Source organism: Roseomonas sp. SRI_022, assembly GCF_057586215.1.
In genome coordinates, this window is the sequence record NZ_JBYCZL010000005.1 from 76,954 (window position 1) to 94,039 (window position 17,086).

General features: G+C 69.1%; 19 protein-coding genes. 5 read left to right on the forward strand and 14 right to left on the reverse strand.

Annotated features, from left to right (window positions below; genetic code table 11):
* Positions 1 to 25 precede the first annotated feature (25 nt).
* On the forward strand, positions 26 to 928 hold the full coding sequence (locus AC2YHJ_RS06480; RefSeq protein ID WP_487394769.1) for an NAD(P)-dependent oxidoreductase: 903 nt from the start codon (positions 26 to 28) through the stop codon (positions 926 to 928).
* Positions 928 to 1,896 (forward strand): Bug family tripartite tricarboxylate transporter substrate binding protein, encoded by a 969-nt coding sequence (locus tag AC2YHJ_RS06485; protein WP_487394770.1) that lies wholly within the window; start codon positions 928 to 930, stop codon positions 1,894 to 1,896. The genes AC2YHJ_RS06480 and AC2YHJ_RS06485 overlap by 1 nt, the downstream gene beginning before the upstream one ends.
* Here AC2YHJ_RS06485 and AC2YHJ_RS06490 read toward each other — a convergent pair whose 3' ends face one another.
* Genes AC2YHJ_RS06490 through AC2YHJ_RS06500 form a run of 3 tightly spaced genes read right to left on the reverse strand, consistent with a single transcriptional unit; the run spans position 1,897 to position 5,288 of the window.
* Entirely contained in the window at positions 1,897 to 3,417 is a 1,521-nt protein-coding gene (locus AC2YHJ_RS06490; RefSeq protein WP_487394772.1) for an amidohydrolase family protein, read from the reverse strand.
* Between the two features lie 15 nt (positions 3,418 to 3,432).
* Positions 3,433 to 4,509 carry a tartrate dehydrogenase gene (locus AC2YHJ_RS06495; protein ID WP_487394773.1) on the reverse strand — a complete coding sequence of 359 codons (1,077 nt, stop codon included), beginning with the start codon at positions 4,507 to 4,509 and terminating at the stop codon, positions 3,433 to 3,435.
* 59 nt (positions 4,510 to 4,568) lie between these two features.
* Positions 4,569 to 5,288 (reverse strand): DUF1028 domain-containing protein, encoded by a 720-nt coding sequence (locus tag AC2YHJ_RS06500; RefSeq protein WP_487394774.1) that lies wholly within the window; start codon positions 5,286 to 5,288, stop codon positions 4,569 to 4,571.
* A 109-nt stretch (positions 5,289 to 5,397) separates the two neighbouring features.
* Between AC2YHJ_RS06500 and AC2YHJ_RS06505 the strand changes: the two genes are divergently transcribed.
* Entirely contained in the window at positions 5,398 to 6,381 is a 984-nt protein-coding gene (locus AC2YHJ_RS06505) for a Bug family tripartite tricarboxylate transporter substrate binding protein (protein WP_487394775.1), read from the forward strand.
* 3 nt (positions 6,382 to 6,384) lie between these two features.
* On the opposite strand, the gene AC2YHJ_RS06510 is transcribed toward AC2YHJ_RS06505, so the two are convergent.
* From AC2YHJ_RS06510 to AC2YHJ_RS06525, 4 genes are all read right to left on the reverse strand, one after another.
* The gene (locus AC2YHJ_RS06510) at positions 6,385 to 6,558 is read right to left on the reverse strand and encodes a hypothetical protein (protein WP_487394776.1); all 174 of its coding nucleotides are present in this window, start codon (positions 6,556 to 6,558) and stop codon (positions 6,385 to 6,387) included.
* Positions 6,559 to 6,631: 73 nt separating this feature from the next.
* A complete protein-coding gene (locus tag AC2YHJ_RS06515) occupies positions 6,632 to 7,357 on the reverse strand; it encodes a haloacid dehalogenase type II (protein WP_487394777.1) in 726 nt (241 codons plus the stop codon).
* On the reverse strand, positions 7,354 to 8,235 hold the full coding sequence (locus AC2YHJ_RS06520; protein WP_487394778.1) for an isocitrate lyase/PEP mutase family protein: 882 nt from the start codon (positions 8,233 to 8,235) through the stop codon (positions 7,354 to 7,356). The genes AC2YHJ_RS06515 and AC2YHJ_RS06520 overlap by 4 nt, the downstream gene beginning before the upstream one ends.
* Before the next feature lie 34 nt (positions 8,236 to 8,269).
* Complete coding sequence (locus AC2YHJ_RS06525; RefSeq protein ID WP_487394780.1) at positions 8,270 to 9,238, reverse strand: Bug family tripartite tricarboxylate transporter substrate binding protein; 969 nt, start codon at positions 9,236 to 9,238, stop codon at positions 8,270 to 8,272.
* Between the two features lie 130 nt (positions 9,239 to 9,368).
* Between AC2YHJ_RS06525 and AC2YHJ_RS06530 the strand changes: the two genes are divergently transcribed.
* Complete coding sequence (locus AC2YHJ_RS06530; RefSeq protein ID WP_487394782.1) at positions 9,369 to 9,746, forward strand: nuclear transport factor 2 family protein; 378 nt, start codon at positions 9,369 to 9,371, stop codon at positions 9,744 to 9,746.
* A gap of 14 nt (positions 9,747 to 9,760) precedes the next feature.
* Here the strand turns inward: AC2YHJ_RS06530 and AC2YHJ_RS06535 are convergent, their stop codons facing one another.
* The 4 genes from AC2YHJ_RS06535 to AC2YHJ_RS06550 all read right to left on the reverse strand — a co-directional run bounded on the left by AC2YHJ_RS06535 (position 9,761) and on the right by AC2YHJ_RS06550 (position 13,016).
* Positions 9,761 to 10,174: a nuclear transport factor 2 family protein gene (locus tag AC2YHJ_RS06535; RefSeq protein ID WP_487394784.1), complete on the reverse strand. Its 414-nt coding sequence runs from the start codon at positions 10,172 to 10,174 to the stop codon at positions 9,761 to 9,763.
* Positions 10,175 to 10,235: 61 nt separating this feature from the next.
* Positions 10,236 to 11,222 carry a Bug family tripartite tricarboxylate transporter substrate binding protein gene (locus AC2YHJ_RS06540; RefSeq protein ID WP_487394786.1) on the reverse strand — a complete coding sequence of 329 codons (987 nt, stop codon included), beginning with the start codon at positions 11,220 to 11,222 and terminating at the stop codon, positions 10,236 to 10,238.
* A 16-nt stretch (positions 11,223 to 11,238) separates the two neighbouring features.
* Positions 11,239 to 12,138: a fumarylacetoacetate hydrolase family protein gene (locus AC2YHJ_RS06545; RefSeq protein WP_487394788.1), complete on the reverse strand. Its 900-nt coding sequence runs from the start codon at positions 12,136 to 12,138 to the stop codon at positions 11,239 to 11,241.
* Positions 12,135 to 13,016 (reverse strand): TauD/TfdA dioxygenase family protein, encoded by an 882-nt coding sequence (locus AC2YHJ_RS06550; RefSeq protein ID WP_487394790.1) that lies wholly within the window; start codon positions 13,014 to 13,016, stop codon positions 12,135 to 12,137. Before AC2YHJ_RS06550 ends, AC2YHJ_RS06545 begins: the two co-directional genes overlap by 4 nt.
* 107 nt (positions 13,017 to 13,123) lie before the next feature.
* Here AC2YHJ_RS06550 and AC2YHJ_RS06555 point away from each other — a divergent pair, with 107 nt between their 5' ends.
* Positions 13,124 to 14,377 (forward strand): NAD(P)/FAD-dependent oxidoreductase, encoded by a 1,254-nt coding sequence (locus AC2YHJ_RS06555; protein ID WP_487394791.1) that lies wholly within the window; start codon positions 13,124 to 13,126, stop codon positions 14,375 to 14,377.
* A gap of 6 nt (positions 14,378 to 14,383) precedes the next feature.
* Here AC2YHJ_RS06555 and AC2YHJ_RS06560 read toward each other — a convergent pair whose 3' ends face one another.
* The 3 genes from AC2YHJ_RS06560 to AC2YHJ_RS06570 are packed head-to-tail and all read right to left on the reverse strand — an operon-like array spanning position 14,384 to position 17,018.
* Positions 14,384 to 14,653: a hypothetical protein gene (locus tag AC2YHJ_RS06560; RefSeq protein WP_487394793.1), complete on the reverse strand. Its 270-nt coding sequence runs from the start codon at positions 14,651 to 14,653 to the stop codon at positions 14,384 to 14,386.
* Positions 14,654 to 14,701: 48 nt separating this feature from the next.
* Positions 14,702 to 15,850 (reverse strand): iron-containing alcohol dehydrogenase, encoded by a 1,149-nt coding sequence (locus AC2YHJ_RS06565; protein WP_487394794.1) that lies wholly within the window; start codon positions 15,848 to 15,850, stop codon positions 14,702 to 14,704.
* A 55-nt stretch (positions 15,851 to 15,905) separates the two neighbouring features.
* On the reverse strand, positions 15,906 to 17,018 hold the full coding sequence (locus AC2YHJ_RS06570; RefSeq protein ID WP_487394795.1) for an LLM class flavin-dependent oxidoreductase: 1,113 nt from the start codon (positions 17,016 to 17,018) through the stop codon (positions 15,906 to 15,908).
* Positions 17,019 to 17,086 lie beyond the last annotated feature (68 nt).

Genomic DNA, 17,086 nt, shown 5'->3' on the forward strand with positions numbered 1-17,086 from the left:
TGCACGACAAGGCAGGGAAACGACCATGGCCGCAGGCGCCGGACCCATTGGATTCATAGGACTTGGCATGATGGGGCTGCCCATGGCGCGCAGCCTGATCGCGCGCGGCTTCCGCGTCCTGGCCTGCGATACCTCGGAGGCTGCGCGTAGCGCGCTGGCCGAAGGTGCCGCGGCCGGTGCCGTGACTTTCGCGGACAGCCCCGCCGCTGTGGCCACCAACGCCGAGGTCGTGGTGCTGATGCTGCCGAACAGCCGCATCATCGCGACGGTGATGGAAGGCCCGGACGGGCTGCTCGCCGCGCTGCGGCCGAGGATGCTGGTGATCGACATGTCCTCCTCCGAACCCGGGGAGACGCGGCGGCTGGCGGGGCTGGTGGCGGCGCGCGGTGCTGCGATGGTCGATGCGCCGGTGTCGGGGTCCGTCGCCAAGGCGAAGACCGGCACGCTGGCCATCATGGTCGGCGGTGACGATGCCGCCTTCGCGCGCGCCGAGCCGGTGCTGAAGGGCATGGGCGAGGCGATCATCCGCACCGGCGCGGTCGGCAGCGCGCATGCGATGAAGGCGCTCAACAACTACGTCTATGCCGCCGGACTGCTCGCAACGGCGGAGGCGCTGCGGATGGGCGAGGCGCTCGGCCTCGACCTTGGCATCCTGACCGATGTGATGAACGCCTCGTCCGGCCGCAACATCGCGACCGAGACCAAGGCGCGGCAGGAGATCATCAACGGCCGCTACGCGGGCGGCTTCCAGCTCGGGCTGATGCGCAAGGACCTCGACGTCGCCGGCAGCATCGCCTCCGAGACGGGCTTCCCCGCGGCGATGCTAGCCCTGTGCCGGGAACAATGGGCAGGCGCCGTCGCCGCGCTCGGCCCTACGGTCGACAACACCGAGATCCACCGCTTCATCGCCGCGGAGGCGAAGGGCTGATGGCCATGACGCCGATCCGCCGCCGCACCTTGCTTGCTTCCGGCGCTGCGCTGCTCGCTGCCCCTGCCGTGGCACAGACCTGGCCCGACCGGCCGATCCGCCTGGTCGTCGCCTTCCCTGCCGGCAGCGTGACCGACACGCTGATGCGCCACCTTGCCGAACCGCTGACGCGTGAGCTCGGCCAGCCGGTGATCGTGGACAATCGCCCCGGCGGCAGCGGCGTGGTCGGCACCGAGAGCGCCGCGCGTTCCGCCCCCGATGGTCATACCTGGTGCGTGCTGTCGGTGACCAACGGCGCGCTCAATACCTATACGATCCGGCGGCTCGCCTATGACCCGCTGCGCGACTTCGCGCCGATCGGCTTCGTGGCGGAGACGGCCTATCTGCTGGTCGTGCCGGCGTCCTCCCCGGCGCGCGATCTGCGCGGACTGGTCGAGCACGCCAAGGCGGTGCGTACGCCGCTGACCTTCAGCTACGGCAATTCCTCCGCGCTGATCGCCTCGGCGACGCTGGCGCGGCTCGGTGGCGTGGAGATGACGGGCGTGCCCTATCGCGGCGGGCCGGAGGCGCTGACGGATGTCATCGCCGGGCGCATCGACAGCACCTTCACCGATTTCGCCGCGGGCATGCCGCAGGTGCGCGAGGGCAAGGTGCGAGCGCTCGCGGTGACCTCGCCGCAGCCCTTCTCGCTGGCGCCGGAGATCCCGACCGTCGCTTCCGTGCTGCCGGACTTCACCTTCGATGTGTGGTTCGGCATGGCGGTGCCGGCCGCCACGCCCGCGCCCGTCATCGCGCGGGCCAATGCCGCGCTGAACAAGGTGCTGGGCGATGCGGAGCTGCGCGAACGGCTCGCGCGGCTGGGCTACGCGCCGCGCGGGAGCGATCCGGAGACGTTCCGCAACTTCATGCGCGACCAGATCACCGTGCTGTCCCAGCGCGCGCGTGAAGCAGGGCTGGAACAGCAATAGTCACGTGCTTGCCTGCTCCGGCGCATCGCAGAGATAGCGCCGGAGATGGTAGGGCTGTGCGGCGAGTGCCGGGCAGAAGGACGAGACGACCGGCGCCAGCCGTTCGTAGAGATCCTTGAAGGTGACGTTCAGCGCCTCGAGCCGCTCGCGCGCCGCCTCGGCCTCCAGGGCGAGTTTCGCCAGGTCGATCGTCAGCAGCCGGCGGTCCTGCACCACGAAGCGTCCGCCAATCATGACGTGGCGCACGCCAGTGCCGTCTTCCACATGCACCATCTGGTTCACCGACCAATGGTGCGGGATCCAGTTGATGGCGCCGAGGTCGAGGAAGACGATGTCGGCCTTCATCCCCGGCGCGATGGCGCCGATATCCTTGAAACCGAGCGCCTTGGCTGAACCGGCCGTCGCGGCCTGATAGACTTCCTCGACGCTCGCCCAGGCCTGCGGGTCGGGCGTCTGCACCTTCGACAGCAGGGAGGCGGCGCGCATCGCCTCATACATGTTCTGGTTGTCGGAGGAACTTGAACCATCGGTGCCGATGCCGATGGTCACGCCGAGGTCGAGCGCGCGGCGCAGCCGGAAGATCCCGTTGCCGAGCTTCATGTTGCTGCCCGGGTTGTGCGCCACCGCGCCGCCGGCATCGCGCAGCCGCATCAGGTCGTCATCGTCCAGCCAGATGCCGTGTGCCGCGGTGAAATCCGCCCCGACCAGGCCGAGCGCATCCATATGCGCGAGCAGAGTCTTGCCGTAGCGTTGGATGCCGACCAGCGCCTGGACCTTGCTCTCGCCGACATGGCTGTGCAGGCCGATGCCGAAGTCGCGCGCCAGGTCACGGCAGCCGCACAGGAAGGCATCCGAGCAATGGTGCGGGATGGTGGGGGCGACCGCCGCGCGGATGTCCTTCGCTCCCCAGCGCCAGCCGGACAGGGCGCGGCGCATGCCTTCCAGCGTGCGCTCGAAGGCGGGCAGGCGCAGGCGGTCCACTTGGGCGCGCAGTTCCTCGGGCAGGGCATCGCGCAGGCCGGGGATCGCCTCCCACACCGTGCGGTCGGCCACCATCGGGGCGATGACGGCGCGCATGCCGATGCCGGCATAGGCCTCGGCCACGGCGTCGAGCCCCTCGGCGGTGGGCAGCGGGAATTCGGAGTAGAGGTCATAGGCGGCGGTGCAGCCCTTCAGGACCAGCTCCGCCGCGTTGATCTGTGCCGACAGCTTCTTGTCCTGCAGCGCGCGACCGCCACCGATCCAGGGGGAGGCAGCGAGCAGCAATTCCAGCGTCCAGCGATCGCCGGTCCCGCGCGCCAGCGCGCCATGGCCATGGGTGTGCGCGTTGATCAGCCCCGGATGCAGCAGGCAGCCCGCGGCATCGACGACGCGGGCGCCGGGCGGAGCCTCGACGCCGAGGCCGACGGCGCGGATCACGCCGTCCTCGGCCAGGATGTCGGCCGGTTCGGCGCGACGCTTCGCCGGATCGGCGAGACGGCCGCCGCGGATGACGATGAAGCCCGGTTCGATCTCCGCCATGCGTGGTCCCCTTCGCTAGATATTGGCACCCTTCAGCGCGGCGATCACGGCATCGGTCACCTGCGCCGTCGTCGCCGTGCCGCCGAGGTCGGGCGTCAGCACGTCGCCGCGCGCCGTCACGGCTTCCACCGCGCGCATCAGCCGCTGCGCGGCCGCGGCCTCGCCGAGATGTTCCAGCATCATCGACGCGGTCCAGAAGGACCCGAGGGGATTGGCGATGCCCTTGCCGGTGATGTCGAAGGCCGAGCCATGGATCGGTTCGAACATCGAAGGCCGGCGCCGCTGCGGGTCGATGTTCCCGGTCGCGCCGATGCCGAGCGAGCCCGCCAGCGCCGAGGCGAGGTCGGACAGGATGTCCGCATGCAGGTTGGTCGCGACCACGGTGTCCACACTGCCCGGCTTCATCACCATCCGCGCGGTCATGGCATCGACCAGCATCTTTTCGACCGTCAGGGCGGGGTACTGCGCGGTGACCTCGGCACAGACCTCGTCCCACATCACCATGCCGTGGCGCTGGGCGTTCGACTTGGTGACGACGGTCAGATGCTTGCGCGGGCGGGACATGGCGACCTCGCAGGCATGACGGCAGATGCGTGCGACGCCGTCTCGCGTGAAGACGGCGACGTCCATCGCGACCTCGATCGGCAGCCCGCGATGGGCACGGCCGCCTACGCCGGCATATTCGCCCTCGGAATTCTCGCGCACGATCACCCAGTCGATCTGCTTGCCGAGATCCTCCCGCAACGGCCCGCGCACGCCAGGCAGCAGCCGCGTCGGGCGGACATTCGCGTACTGGTCGAAACCCTGGCAGATGGCGAGGCGCAGTTCCCACAGGGTGATGTGGTCGGGGATGTCCGGCGCGCCGACCGCGCCGAAGAAGATGGCGTCGAAGCCTTCCAACTGCTTGAGACCGCCATCGGGCATCATCTTCCCGGTCCGGCGATACATCTCGCTGCCCCAGTCGAAGCTCTCGAAGGCGACGGAGAAGCCGCCCTGCGCGGCGGCCGTGGCTTCCAGCACCCGGCAGCCCGCGGCGATCACCTCCGGTCCGATGCCGTCGCCCCCAATGGCGGCGATCCTGTGCTGGCGCATGCTGCGATCCTCCTGCTGGTATTGCCTGACTGCCGCCGCGCGGGCTGGCGTGCAAGCCCTCAGCGGCGGAAGCGCAGATCCATCCCGCGCGCCCGCCAACCGGCCTCGATCGCGTCGAGATCGGTCAGCCCGGCCGGGCTGGCGCGGGACGGGCGGGTATGCTGGGACGGTTCAGTCTGGGTTCGCCACAGCGACAGCAGGCGGGACAACTCGACCAGCGGTTCGCCATGGTCGTCCACGCGAAGGTTGATGTCGGGAAAGTCCTCGGTGGTGGTCACCATCAGCGCGGCGGATTGCCGGCCGCGCCGGTCGCCGCCGGTGGCCTGGCCGGCATGCAGCGCAGCCATCAGGCGTTCGGGCAGCGCAAGGTCCGGGCGGGTGGCGAAGACCTCGGCGGTCGCAGCGATGACATTGCCATTCGCCAGCATGTTGCCCGCGACGGAAAAGCTGTCGGCGGCCACGCTGCCGCACCAATCCACGCAATTGGCCCCGGTATGGGCGGCGACGCGGCCGTGCCTGTCCACGACATGGATCTGGCGCAGCCCCTCACCTTCATCCCCCGCGAGGGCCGAGGCCAGCGCCAGCTGCGGCGACAGCCCGCGGGCCAGCGCATCCAGCACCACCGGGCCGAGATAGCGGTTGCTCATGGATTGCGTGGACACTGCGCCGACCTCGGTGCGCAGGAAGTGACAGGCGGCGCCGACCGCGAGGTTGCAGGTGGTGACGGCGACGGCGAAGGCGCCGGTGGTGGGATCGCGCGCGACGATGGACCAGGTCATGGCTGCAGGCTCCGATGGCGTGCACCCAGCATGCCCCGCCGAGCGCCAGTTGACAGCATGGTCTGGCGCTGCCGATGTGCACGCAAAGAGGTTCGGGAGGTCGCCCATCATGCCATTCGCCATCCATCGCCGCGGACTTGGCGCTCTTGCCCTGGCCGCCGGGCTGCCCACCGGCCTGCGCGCCCAGGGCGCCTGGCCCGATCGTCCGGTGCGGCTGGTCGTGCCCTTCGGCGCCGGCGGCGCGGTGGACACCCTGTCGCGTTCGGTCGCCAATGCCTTCCCGCAGCACGCCAACGGCCAGCCGATGGTGGTGGAGAATCGCTCCGGCGCCGGGGGTACCATCGCCGGCGGCGTCGTCGCCACCAGCCGCCCGGACGGCGCGACGCTGATGATGGCCGATCTCGGCGCCAACGCGATCGGCAAGATGCTGCAACCGGGCCTCACCTATGATCCGCTGACCTCCTTCACGCCGATCATCCATCTGGTGAACCTGCCGCTGGTGATCGTGACGCGGCCCGGCCTCCAGGCGACGACGCTGCCCGAACTGATCGAACTGGCGCGGCGGCGCAACGGGGAGATGACCTATGCTTCCCCCGGCGTCGGCCACGCCAGCCATCTGAGCGCGGAACTGCTCGCGCGGCGCGCCGGCATCCGCTGGCAGGCGGTGCATTATCGCAGCGGTGCGGACGTGTTGCGCAGCACCATCGCGGGGGAGACGGATTTCACCTTCCCGTCTGTCTCGACCTCGCTACCCTTCATCCGTGAGAACAATGTCCGCCCGATTGCCGTCAGCACCGCCAATGCGGTGCCCGCGCTGCCGGGCGTGCCGACGGTCGGCGCGACCTATGCCGGCTTCGCTTCCGCGACGTGGCACGGCGTGGTGGGGCCGGCGGGCATGCCGGCAGAGATGGTTGTCACCGCCAATCGTATCCTGCGCGCGATCATCACCACGCCTTCCGTGAAGGAGGCCGCCGAGCGCGTGCAAGCCGCCGAGGTGGTCGCGGGCACGCCGGAGGAATTCGCGACCTTCATCCGGGCCGAGGCCGCAAAGTGGGAGCCGGTGATCCGCGAGGGCAATATCCGCGCGGAGTAGATGCTACGCCTTCACCGCCAGCACGGCGAAGGCATAGGCGTATTCCGGCCCGGCACGGCGGCCGAGGTCCAGCATGGCGGCGACGATCTCCGGATCGTCGTCGGTCAGGTGGCGCACGGCCTCATCCACTCCCGGCATGCCCCAATAGGGATAGAGGAAGATGCCATCCGCGCGCACCGGCCGCCGCGCGGTCCCGCACCGCGCGTGCCGCCGCTGTCCAGAACGCGCCCTGTTGGGGGAAGGTCACAGTTCAGCAGGCAAGGCGGTCCGCCAGTTCCTCGAAGGATGACGCCACGGCTTCCCAATCCTGTTCGGCGCGGGTGTCGGTGGTCTGGTTCGGGCCATGCTCGGTCGGGCGCAGGACGAAGGCGGTCTTCAGCCCGGCCTTGCGCGCCGCCGCCAGGTCGCCGTTATGGGCGGCGACGAGGGCGACCTCGCCTGGCTGCAGCCCGAGGATGTCGGCCGTGCGCAGATAGGCCTCGGGCTGCGGCTTGTAGGCCTGCGCCGCCTCGGCGCCGAGCACCGCATCCCAGGGCAGTCCCGCGCGCTTGGCCATGTTCGCCAGCAGCAGGATGTTGCCGTTCGACAGCGGCGCGAGGAAGTGCTTCGCCCGCAGCCGGATCAGCCCCGGGATGGTGTCCGGCCAGGGGTCAAGCCGATGCCAGGCGCGATTCAGCCATTCGAGTTCCGCGGCCGGGACGGACGCCGGGTCAATGTCATGGTCGCGCAGTACAAGGTCCAGATTCTCCCGGTGCAGCACGTCCAGTCGCGTGAAGGGACGGCGGCCGGAGCGCACCTCCTCCATCGCCGGCTGGTAGCGCCGGCGCCAGGCATCGGCGAAGGCATGCGGGTCGATCTCGCCGCGGCCGTGGCGCGCGAGGAAAGTCCTCGCGTCGCGCGCCACGCCGTTGCGCCAGTCCACGACGGTGCCGAACACGTCGAAGACCAGCGCCTTGACGCCGGGAAGGGCGGTCATTCCGCGGCCTTCGTAGGCTCGGGCTGGGCCCAGCGCTTCTCGAAATCCCACACTTCGGGGAAGCCCATGAGTTCCGTCATGCGCTTGAAGCCGTAGGATTCACCGATGGCGAGGCTGTCGCCCTCCGTCTTCAGGTGGCTGAAGACGCGCTCCATCGCCGCGGCCATGGCGAGGAAGCCGAGTGCGGGATAGATCGCGATGGCGTAGCCGATCTCCTGCAAGGTCTTCGCCGGCAGGATCGGCGTGCGGCCACCCTCGACCATGTTGGCGAGCAGTGGGCGCTTGATGGCGCGGCCGATGGCGCGCATCTCCTCCTCGCTCTCGGGGCTTTCGATGAAGACGATGTCGGCGCCGGCATCGCCGAACATCAGGCCGCGGCGGATCGCTTCGTCCAACCCCAGCGTCGTGCGCGCATCGGTGCGCGCGACGATCAGGAAATCGGGACTGGTGCGCGCCTCGGCGGCGACCTTGATCTTCAGCACCATCTCCTCGGCCGGGATGACGCGGCGGCCGGGCGTATGGCCGCACTTCTTCGGCATCTCCTGGTCCTCGAGCTGGATGCCGGTGATGCCGGCTTGCTCATAGCCCATGACGGTGTGGCGGACGTTCAGCAGCCCACCATAGCCGGTGTCGGCATCGGCGATCATCGGCGTCTTCACGCCGCGCGCCATCTGCCCCATGCGCGCGACCATGTCGGCATAGGTCGCGATGCCCGCATCCGCGACGCCGAGATGCGAAGCGACGGTGCCGAAGCCGGTGCCATAGAGGCAGTCGAACCCCATGCCGTCGGCGACCTTCGCCGAGATCATGTCGAAGATGCCGGGTGCTACGATGAACTTCTTCTGCTCGAAGGCCTTGCGAAGGGTGGGATTGGCCATGGTGGTGATCCTATTGCTTCGGGCGGATGCCCGTTCACTGCGGACGGATGTGGCCGGCCTGCGCGGCGGTGGCCCAGATGCGGTCATCGCGCTGCATCGCCTCCAGCAGCGCGGGGGCAGGACGGAAATCGCGCTCAACACCCAGGGCGACGAGGCGCTGCTGGAACTGCGTATCCTCGAAGACGCGCTGCACCGTGCCGGCGATCTGCGCGGACAATGCTTCGGGCATGCGCGGCGGCGCCAGCATGGCCACCCAGCCCGAGAGATCGAACTCCGTGACACCCTGCTCGGCGGCGGTCGGCGCATCGGGGAAGAAGGCAGAACGCTGCGCGGTCGATACTGCGAGGATGCGGACCCGCCCCGTCTGCATGTGCGGCGCCGCGCTGACCGTGCTGGTCCAGCCGGTCGGCAGGTGCCCCGCGACGATGTCGTTCATCAACTGCCCGCCAGAGCGATAGGCGACATCGGGCATGTCCACCCCGGCACGGCGCGCGAGTTCCTGCCCGATGAAGGACGACAGCGCCTCGGTGCTGCCGGTGCCGACGCGGCCCGGATTGGCCTTCGCATGGTCGATCATCCCTCGCAGGCTGTCGAAGGGCTGATTGGCGCCGGAGACGAGCACCATCGTGTTGCGCGTCAGCATGGCGATCGGCGTGAAATCGCGGATCGGGTCATAGGGCAGGGAGGGCAGGTGGTAGCGATTCATCACATGGGTCGAGACCACCACCAGCAGCGAATGCCCGTCCGGCTCGGCGCGGGCGACGACTTCGGACCCGACGACGCCGGCCGCGCCGGCGCGGTTCTCCACCACGATGGGCTGCGGCAGTACAGGACGCAGCGCCTCGCCCAGCGCGCGGGCGAGGATGTCGGTGCCGCCGGATGCGGCATAGGGGACGATGACGCGCACGGGGCGGGACGGCCAGCCGGGCGCCTGCGCCAGGAGCGGCGCCGGCAGCGCCAGGCCGGCGGCTGAGAGCAGCAAGGAGCGGCGACCGGATGTCATGGCGTTATCTTCCCTTCCGTTGCCGATCACATGCCCCGTTGACGGGGTGCTGTAAACGGGTCGCGCGGGGCCCCCTGTGCCAGCGGCGGCTTCCGGGCAATGATCAACCGACAACGACCGGGAGGACCCCATGCCCGCCAGCGATATCGCCGCCATCGAGGCCGTGCTGCAGACCTATTTCGACGGTCTGCATGAAAGCGACACGGACAAGCTCGCCAGTGCCTTCCATTCCTGCGCGCATCTCTACTGGGACAAGGACGGGGCGGTGCAGGACATCACGCGGGAACAGTGGTTCGAACTGGTGCGCGGCCGCGGCAGCCCGAAGGCCAAGGGCCTGGCGCGCGAGGACCGCATCCTGACGATCGACCAGTCCGGGCCGGAATGCGCAGTGGCGAAGGTCGCCTGCCAGATCCCGCCGCGCTACTTCACCGACTACCTGGTGTTCCTGAGGACGGCCGAGGGCTGGAAGATCGTCAGCAAGGTCTATCGCTTCGACCTGCGGGGCTGATCTTCAGCGCCGGCCTAGGCGGCGCACGCCACCGCGATGGCACTGGTGTCGTAATATTCGCGGAACTCCGCCACCATCCCGTCGCGAAGGCGCAGCACATCCACCTTGCCGAGTTCCTGTTCCGTGCCGCTGCGGTGGAATTGGGCGCGCACGGTCGCGGTCACGGCGGCCCAGTCGCCATCCACGATGACCTGGCCGATGCGGTAGTCGAGAATGCGACACTCCGCGAACAGCGCCTCGAAATACGCCTCCACCCCCTCGCGTCCGATGCGCTCGCCGGACCAGGGCGCGCCGCCCGCGGCTTCGCCCGATGTCCAGCGGACATCCTCGGCGAGCGCGCCGATCACGAAGGGCAGATCGGCGGCAAGATAGGCCTCGTAAATCGCCAGCACTCGGGCGCGGTTGCGGGCGGTGGCGTCCTCGGCCATGGCACGATCCTTCGTCGTTCTGACATCGGAAGATCGCGCCGGATGAGTGACCGGATCAAGTTCAATCGACGCGTGCACCCGAAGCCCGCACGATCGGCACCCATTTGTCGATCTCGGCGGCAATGAAGGCTCGCGTCGCGTCGGGCGTCATGCCGCCAGGGATGGTATTGCCCAGCGCGACCAGGCGATCGCGCACCTCCGGTGTCTTCAGCACCTCCGCGATCTGCTCATAGAGGAACTGGCGTATCGGCGCCGGTGTGCCGAGCGTCGTGGACCATGGCGTCCAGGTGGTGGCCTGGAAGGCGGGAAGGCCGGCCTCGGCTGCAGTCGGCACGTCGGGGATCATGGAGGATCGTTCGGGGGTGGCGATCACCAGCCCGCGCACCTGCCTGGTGCGAATGGGTTCCGTGACGAAGGAGATGGTGTCCGCCTGGAAGGCCGTGCGTCCCGCCAGCAGGTCCTGGAACGCGGCCGCCGAGCCGCGATAAGGCACATGCTGCGCCTGCACTCCCATCAGGTGCAGCATGAGTGCCGCGGCGATGTGCCCCGTCGTACCATTGCCGGAGGACCCGTAGTCGAAGCGCCCCGGATTGGCGGCGACCTGCTGGCGGAATTCGGCGAGCGTGCGCGCCGGGAAATTGTTGTTCACCACCAGCACGATCGCCGAATGGCTGGAGATGGTGATGTGGTCGACGCCGGTCAGCGGGTGCACGCGCAGCCGGTCGCCATAAAGTCCGACATTCAGCGTATGCGACCCGAGCGCGCCGACCAGCAGCGTGTAGCCGTCGGGCGGCGTCTGCGCGACTGTCTCGAAGGCGACGGTGCCGCCGCCGGAGGGGCGGTTCTCCACCACGAATTGCTGGCCGAGCCGCTGCGACAGCCCCGTCGCCACCAGCCGCGCATTGATGTCGGCGTTGCCGCCTGGGGCGAGGGCGACAACCACCCGCACCGGCCGGTTCGGATAGTCGGTGCCCGGCGCGCGCGGCTGCGCGAGGGCCGGCAGCGCGGCAAGCGCCAGGGCGGCGCCGAACAGCGTCCTTCGAATCATGGTTGTGTCCCCCCCGTCAGGCGATTGTGTGTTCAAGGATGCCGACGCGCTCGACCTCCATCCGCAGCCGGTCGCCCGACTTCAGGTAGCGCGGCGGATCACGGAAATGCCCCACCCCGGCCGGTGTGCCGGTGGCGATGACGTCACCGGGTTCGAGCGTCATGTAGCGCGACAGGAAGGCGATGAGCGTGGCGACGGGGAAAATCAGGTCCCGCGTATTGCCATGCTGCACCTCCTCCTCGTTCAGCCAGCAGCGCAGATCGAGCGCCCAGGGCTCGCCCACCTCATCCGCCGTCGCGATGCAGGGGCCGATCGGGCAGAAGCCGTCCATGCCCTTGGCGAAGGAGGTCATCGCCAGCGGCACGTCGAACTGGAATTCGCGCGCGCTGACGTCGTCGAGCACGGTGTAGCCGGCGACGTGGTCAAGGGCTACGCCCTCGCTGACGTTGCGCGCACGCTTGCCGATGACGACCGCGAGCTCGACCTCCCAATCCGCCTTCCGGACCAGGGGCGGGATGTGCACCGCCGCACCTGGACCGACGACCGAAGACGTCGGCTTCATGAAGATCTTCGGCATCTCCAGTTTCGGGCTGCCGACTTCCTTCGCATGGTCGGCATAGTTGCGCCCGACGCCGAGGATCTTCCCAGGATTCAGCGGCGCCAGCAGGCGGGCCGAAGACAGCGGCGCGCGCAGCGCTGCATTCTCCGCCCGTGCCGCGAAGGCCAGAGCGCGGCCAGCCGCGACCATTGCCGCCTCATCGGCGATCAGTGCGACCATGTCGGTGGGGATCACGGCTTCGGCCGTATCGGCTTCGCCCGCCGCGCGCATCGCTGCGGACAGCGCCGGGCGCAGCAGCACGACGTCATCTCCGACCAGCCCGCCAAGCGCCGGTCCTTCGACCGTGACCAGCCTCATGCCGCGAGCGCCGCGTAGTCGAGATTGGCCATCACCTGCACGCGGAGGATGAAGCGCGGCTCATCCGGGCCGTAATCGGCCACTGCATTGTGCAGCGTACCGATGTTGTCCCACATCAGCACGTCTCCTTCGTTCCATTCGTGCTCGTAGAAGAACTTGTCCTGCGCCTGGTGACGGAACAGGTAGTCGAGCAGCGCGTCGGACTCCGCGTGCTCCATGCCTTCCACGAACATGGCGTAGCCGGAATTGCAGTAGAGCACCTTGCGGCCCGTGATCGGATGCACCCGGACCATGGGCTGCGAGACCGGCGGCTTCTTGGCGCGTTGTTCAGGCGTCAGCGGGCCGCGGATGGAACCGGGGCGGATGCGCATCATGTCCCAGAACTTCGCGAAGTCGTGGATCGCCGTGCGGCCCTCGATGCGGGTCTTCACTTCCGCCGGCAGGGCCTCGTAGGCCGCATGCATGTTGCGGAACTGGGTGCAGCCGATGGCCCGGCCGTCGCGCCGCGGCACGCGTTTGGCGTGCAGTACGTTGGCGAGCGCGATCTCCTTCGAATAGGACATGTCCGTGTGCCAGCCCTGGCCGGCATCCGACAGGCCGATCGGTTTGCCGGCCGCGTCCTTCATGTTGGACAGATGCATCACCTCGGGGTGGCCCTCGGCGTGGAACAGGTTGGCGACGTTGACCTCCAACTCGCCGAAGCGGGAACCGAAGGCGGACAGCGCCGCCGGGTCGAGGTCCTGGCCCGGGAAGCACAGCACGCCATACTGGCCGAGGGCGCGCAGCACGGTCTTGAAATCGGCCGGCGTCAGCGTCTGTGAGAGGTCGATCCCCTCCACGCGCGCACCCAGCCCGGCATTGTTCGGGGTGATCCGCATCGGAACGTTCCTCAGTCTTGCTTGGACGGAAGGGTGCGACGCGGGCGGCCCCCCGTCAACGCGAGGCAGGCTTCCGTCGCCCAGCCTGACGGGGCAGCATGGCGGTCATGGAAGAATCATCGGACAAGCCGCGGATCGTTGTGATCGGCGGCGGGATCGTCGGCCTGTGCGTAGCCTGGCACCTGGCGAAGCGCGGCCTGCGGCCGGTCGTGCTGGATGCGCGCAAGCCGCACGCGGCGTCATCCGGCAATGCCGGGGCGATCAGCCATGGCTCGGTCGCGCCGCTCGCCATGCCGGGCGTGCTGCGCCAGGTGCCGAAGATGATGATGGACCCCGCCGGCGCGCTGCACATCCCGCTGCGCTACTGGCTGAAGGCGGCACCCTGGCTGCTGCGCTTCGTCGCCTCGGCGCGGACTTCGCAGGTCGAGGCGGCGGCGAATGCGCTCGGCTCCCTGTTCTTCGGCACGCTGGAACGCCACAAGGAGATCCTGGCCGAGGAGGGCGCGACCGACCTCATTCGCGAGGCCGGACAGATGTATCTCTATCGCGACGATGCACAGATGGCGAAGGACGCCGCCTCGCTCGATTTGCGCCGCCGCCACGGGCTGCGGATGGAGGTACTGGACCGCGCCGCGCTCGCTGCGCTCGAGCCGGCCGTCGCGCCCGCCTATACCCGCGCCGTCCTGCTGCCGGACCATGGGTCCTGCCTGAACCCGGCGCGATTCACCGAGGTGGTCGCCGCCGGTGTGCGCCGCCTGGGCGGCGAGGTCCGGGAAGTGGAGGTGCGCTCCATCCGCCTCGACGGACGCCGCGCGGCGGGTGTCGTGACCGATGAGGGGGATGTCCCGGCGGATCAGATGGTGCTCGCGGCCGGGGCCTGGTCGGCACGGCTGCTCGCGCCGCTCGGCATCAAGGTGCCGCTCGAGACCCAGCGCGGCTACCACATGATGCTGCCCGATCCCGGCGTGACGCCGGGGCGCATCCTGTCGCCGGCCGATCGCAAGGTCTTCATCTCACCGATGGAGGAAGGGCTGCGCGTGGCCGGATCGGTCGAGATCGCCGGACTCGACGCGACGCCGAACGAGGCCCGCGCGCAGTTACTGCTGGGCGACCTGCGCGCCGTCTTCCCCGACGTGCGGACGGAAGGTGCCACGAGCTGGATGGGCCATCGCCCCTGCCTGCCGGACAGCGTGCCCGTGCTGGGGCCGCTCAAGACCTGGGACGGCATCTGGTGCGCCTTTGGCCACGGCCATCTAGGCCTGACCGGGTCGGCGCCGACCGGGGCGCTGATCGGGGCGGCGATCGCAGGCGAGAAGCCGAATTTTGACTTCGCGCCGTTCAGCGCCGAGCGCTTCGGCTGACGCGATTCAGGTCCGGGGGATCTGCCAGGCCACCAGCATCGCGATGGCGGCCGGAACGGCGAAGTTCACCAGCAGGATCGGCAGTTCCTGCATCACCGTGTAGCCGGCGCGCGTCACGCCGACCCACATGTTCACGATGGCGACGATGAGCCAGGTAGCGATAAAGGCCTGCGCGCCCGTCGCCGATCCCGCCAGCCCATGGCCCCACAGCCAGCCGAACAGCAGGAACACGCCGAGCAACAGAACCCCGCCCAGCATCACCAGGATCATGTGCATCGCCGGCCTTCTCCATCCTTGCGCTTGCGCGACGATACAGGATGGTGGTCAGGCCGCCAGCGCCAGGATCGCCTCCAGATCCGCCGCGCCGCGGACGGGCCGCGGATTGGTCGCGATCGGCGCATCACCAACCCAGCGCGCGGCGAGGTCAGGGATCTCGGCGGCCGTGATGCCCTGTTCGGAAAGCCGCGTCGGCAAGCCGAGGTTTCGCACGAAGGCCTCGATCGCCGGGCCGGCTTCCTCGCCGCCGAGGATATGCGCGACGTCGCGTTGGCGATGCTCATTCACCGGAGCGTTCCAGCGCATGACGGCATGCAGCATGAGGCAGGAGGTGATGCCGTGCGGTACGCCCCGCGCGGCACCCAGGATGTAGCCGAGCCCGTGGCTCGCACCGACCGGCACGCCGGACCAGCCGCCCATCACCGACAGCCACATCGCCGCCTGGCACAGCGACCGAGCGGCGAGGTCGTCTGGATGGCGGCGCACGCGCGGCAGGCCCTCGGCCAGCATCGCCATCGCCTGGCGTGATACCGCGTCGGAGAAGGGTTCCGGCTGCGTGGAGCACCACCTCTCGGCCGCGTGGTCGAGTGCACGGATGCCGGAGGAGAGCAGCAGCTCTGCTGGCGTCTCCAGCGTCGCCGCAGGGTCGAGGATGACCGCCCGCGGCACCATCCAGGGATCGAGCGCACGGTACTTCCGCCCCGCGCCGAGGTCGGTGTAGCCGGCATTCGGCGCGAATTCGGCGGCTGACAGCGTGGTCGGCACGGCGACGATGCGCGGCGCCGGCGATGCGCCATCCCAGAACCCCGGAGCCGACCCACGCGACGCCGCCGCGCCGATCAGCGTTCCCGCGTCGCCGATGCCGCGCCAGACCGCGAGGCAGGCGACCTTCGACCCATCGATCACCGACCCGCCGCCGAGTGCGACGATCACGTCGGCCTCCTGTTCGCGTAGCAAGGCGGCGAGGGCGAGAACGTCCTCGACCGGGCTGTGCGCGCGCATGGCGGAAAACACGGCCGCCAGCCGCTCGCCGATCGCGGCCTTCGCGGCTGCGACCAGCGCGCCATTGGCGAGCGAGCGCGTCGTCACCAGCACGACGCGCGCTGCATCGGCGATCTCGCGCGGCAGGGCCTCGGCCAGCGCGGTGGCGTGATAGACGCGGCCCTGCGCGGGCCATTGATGCAGATGCGCGGCCATCCGTCCCTCCTCGCTTTCTCGCCCGAGGATGGGACGGTGCCCGCGCCCCGGCAACCTATTGCGCGGCGGCGAGGTTCGCCTGGCGTGGCGGCACCAGATGCTTCACGCGCGGCAGCACCTCGCTCTGCAACAGGCCGAGCGAGGTCTTCCACGCCTCCGGGTTCTCGACATAGTCGAAGCCGAAGACGAGGAGCTGACCGAAGCCGCCAACCTCGTGGTAGATGCGCTCGATCTTCTCGGTGACCGTCTTCGGGCTGCCGACGATCCAGTTGTGGCGCGCACAGTATTCCACGGTGACATCGGAATCCGGCACCGACGGGTCGTGCTTCAGGTAATCCTTGAAGCCGAACTGCGCGAGCAGCTGGAGGAAGTATTCCCCCATCATCCGGCCCATATGGGACCCGACCGACAGCCGCCAAGCTTCCTCATCGGTCTCGGCGACGAAGATCTCACGCACGAGGCGCCAGTCGCCACGCCAAGGCGTGCGGCCGGACTTCTTCGCGCCGACCTCGACGCTGTCCCAATGGGACGCGACGTAGGCCGGGTTGAGATTCAGCGACAGCGGCAGGAAGCCCTTCTCGCCGGCGAGCTTCAGCGTATCGGAATTCTTGGAAAGCCCGGCGACGCCGATCGGTGGATGCGGCGCCTGCAGCGGTTTGATGTGCGGCTTGAGGAAGCCGAACATCGTATCCGGCTTGTCCACCTTCCAGTACTTGCCGTCATGGTGCCAAGGCCCGTCCTCGGTCCACATCTTCAGGATGATGTCGAGCGCCTCGCGCGTCATGTCGCGGTTCTGGCCGGACATGCCATCGACGTTGAACATGGCCCAGTCGGAAGGCAGGCCGGAGGCCGCGACGCCGAAGTTCAACCGCCCTTCGGAAAGGTGGTCGAGCATCGCGACACGGTTCGCGAGTTCCGCAGGGTGGTGATAGGGCAGCAGGAAGCCGCCGGGGCCGATGCGCAACCGCTTGGTTTGCAACAGAGCCTGCGCGATCAGTAGATCAGGGGACGGGTGGGGTTCCCATGGGGCGGTGTGGTGCTCGCCGATCCAGGCTTCGGTGAAGCCCATCTCGTCCAGCCAGCGCAGCACCTGAAGGTCCCAGTCATGACCCGCCTTCAGGCCCCGTTCAGGCGGATGCGACGGCATGGCGAAGTAGCCGAATTCCATCGGTCGTTTCCTCCACTCCGGTTTCTACGGTCGGGCGGATGATCCGACCGGGCGCGATGGGGTGCAAC

What these genes read in the sequence shown, in the direction of transcription:
- AC2YHJ_RS06480 (WP_487394769.1), top strand. Translation starts at nt 26, where the DNA reads ATGGCCGCAGGCGCCGGACCCATTGGATTCATAGGACTTGGCATGATG.
- AC2YHJ_RS06485 (WP_487394770.1), top strand. Translation starts at nt 928, where the DNA reads ATGGCCATGACGCCGATCCGCCGCCGCACCTTGCTTGCTTCCGGCGCT.
- AC2YHJ_RS06490 (WP_487394772.1), bottom strand. Translation starts at nt 3,417, where the DNA reads ATGGCGGAGATCGAACCGGGCTTCATCGTCATCCGCGGCGGCCGTCTC.
- AC2YHJ_RS06495 (WP_487394773.1), bottom strand. Translation starts at nt 4,509, where the DNA reads ATGCGCCAGCACAGGATCGCCGCCATTGGGGGCGACGGCATCGGACCG.
- AC2YHJ_RS06500 (WP_487394774.1), bottom strand. Translation starts at nt 5,288, where the DNA reads ATGACCTGGTCCATCGTCGCGCGCGATCCCACCACCGGCGCCTTCGCC.
- AC2YHJ_RS06505 (WP_487394775.1), top strand. Translation starts at nt 5,398, where the DNA reads ATGCCATTCGCCATCCATCGCCGCGGACTTGGCGCTCTTGCCCTGGCC.
- AC2YHJ_RS06515 (WP_487394777.1), bottom strand. Translation starts at nt 7,357, where the DNA reads ATGACCGCCCTTCCCGGCGTCAAGGCGCTGGTCTTCGACGTGTTCGGC.
- AC2YHJ_RS06520 (WP_487394778.1), bottom strand. Translation starts at nt 8,235, where the DNA reads ATGGCCAATCCCACCCTTCGCAAGGCCTTCGAGCAGAAGAAGTTCATC.
- AC2YHJ_RS06525 (WP_487394780.1), bottom strand. Translation starts at nt 9,238, where the DNA reads ATGACATCCGGTCGCCGCTCCTTGCTGCTCTCAGCCGCCGGCCTGGCG.
- AC2YHJ_RS06530 (WP_487394782.1), top strand. Translation starts at nt 9,369, where the DNA reads ATGCCCGCCAGCGATATCGCCGCCATCGAGGCCGTGCTGCAGACCTAT.
- AC2YHJ_RS06535 (WP_487394784.1), bottom strand. Translation starts at nt 10,174, where the DNA reads ATGGCCGAGGACGCCACCGCCCGCAACCGCGCCCGAGTGCTGGCGATT.
- AC2YHJ_RS06540 (WP_487394786.1), bottom strand. Translation starts at nt 11,222, where the DNA reads ATGATTCGAAGGACGCTGTTCGGCGCCGCCCTGGCGCTTGCCGCGCTG.
- AC2YHJ_RS06545 (WP_487394788.1), bottom strand. Translation starts at nt 12,138, where the DNA reads ATGAGGCTGGTCACGGTCGAAGGACCGGCGCTTGGCGGGCTGGTCGGA.
- AC2YHJ_RS06550 (WP_487394790.1), bottom strand. Translation starts at nt 13,016, where the DNA reads ATGCGGATCACCCCGAACAATGCCGGGCTGGGTGCGCGCGTGGAGGGG.
- AC2YHJ_RS06555 (WP_487394791.1), top strand. Translation starts at nt 13,124, where the DNA reads ATGGAAGAATCATCGGACAAGCCGCGGATCGTTGTGATCGGCGGCGGG.
- AC2YHJ_RS06560 (WP_487394793.1), bottom strand. Translation starts at nt 14,653, where the DNA reads ATGCACATGATCCTGGTGATGCTGGGCGGGGTTCTGTTGCTCGGCGTG.
- AC2YHJ_RS06565 (WP_487394794.1), bottom strand. Translation starts at nt 15,850, where the DNA reads ATGGCCGCGCATCTGCATCAATGGCCCGCGCAGGGCCGCGTCTATCAC.
- AC2YHJ_RS06570 (WP_487394795.1), bottom strand. Translation starts at nt 17,018, where the DNA reads ATGGAATTCGGCTACTTCGCCATGCCGTCGCATCCGCCTGAACGGGGC.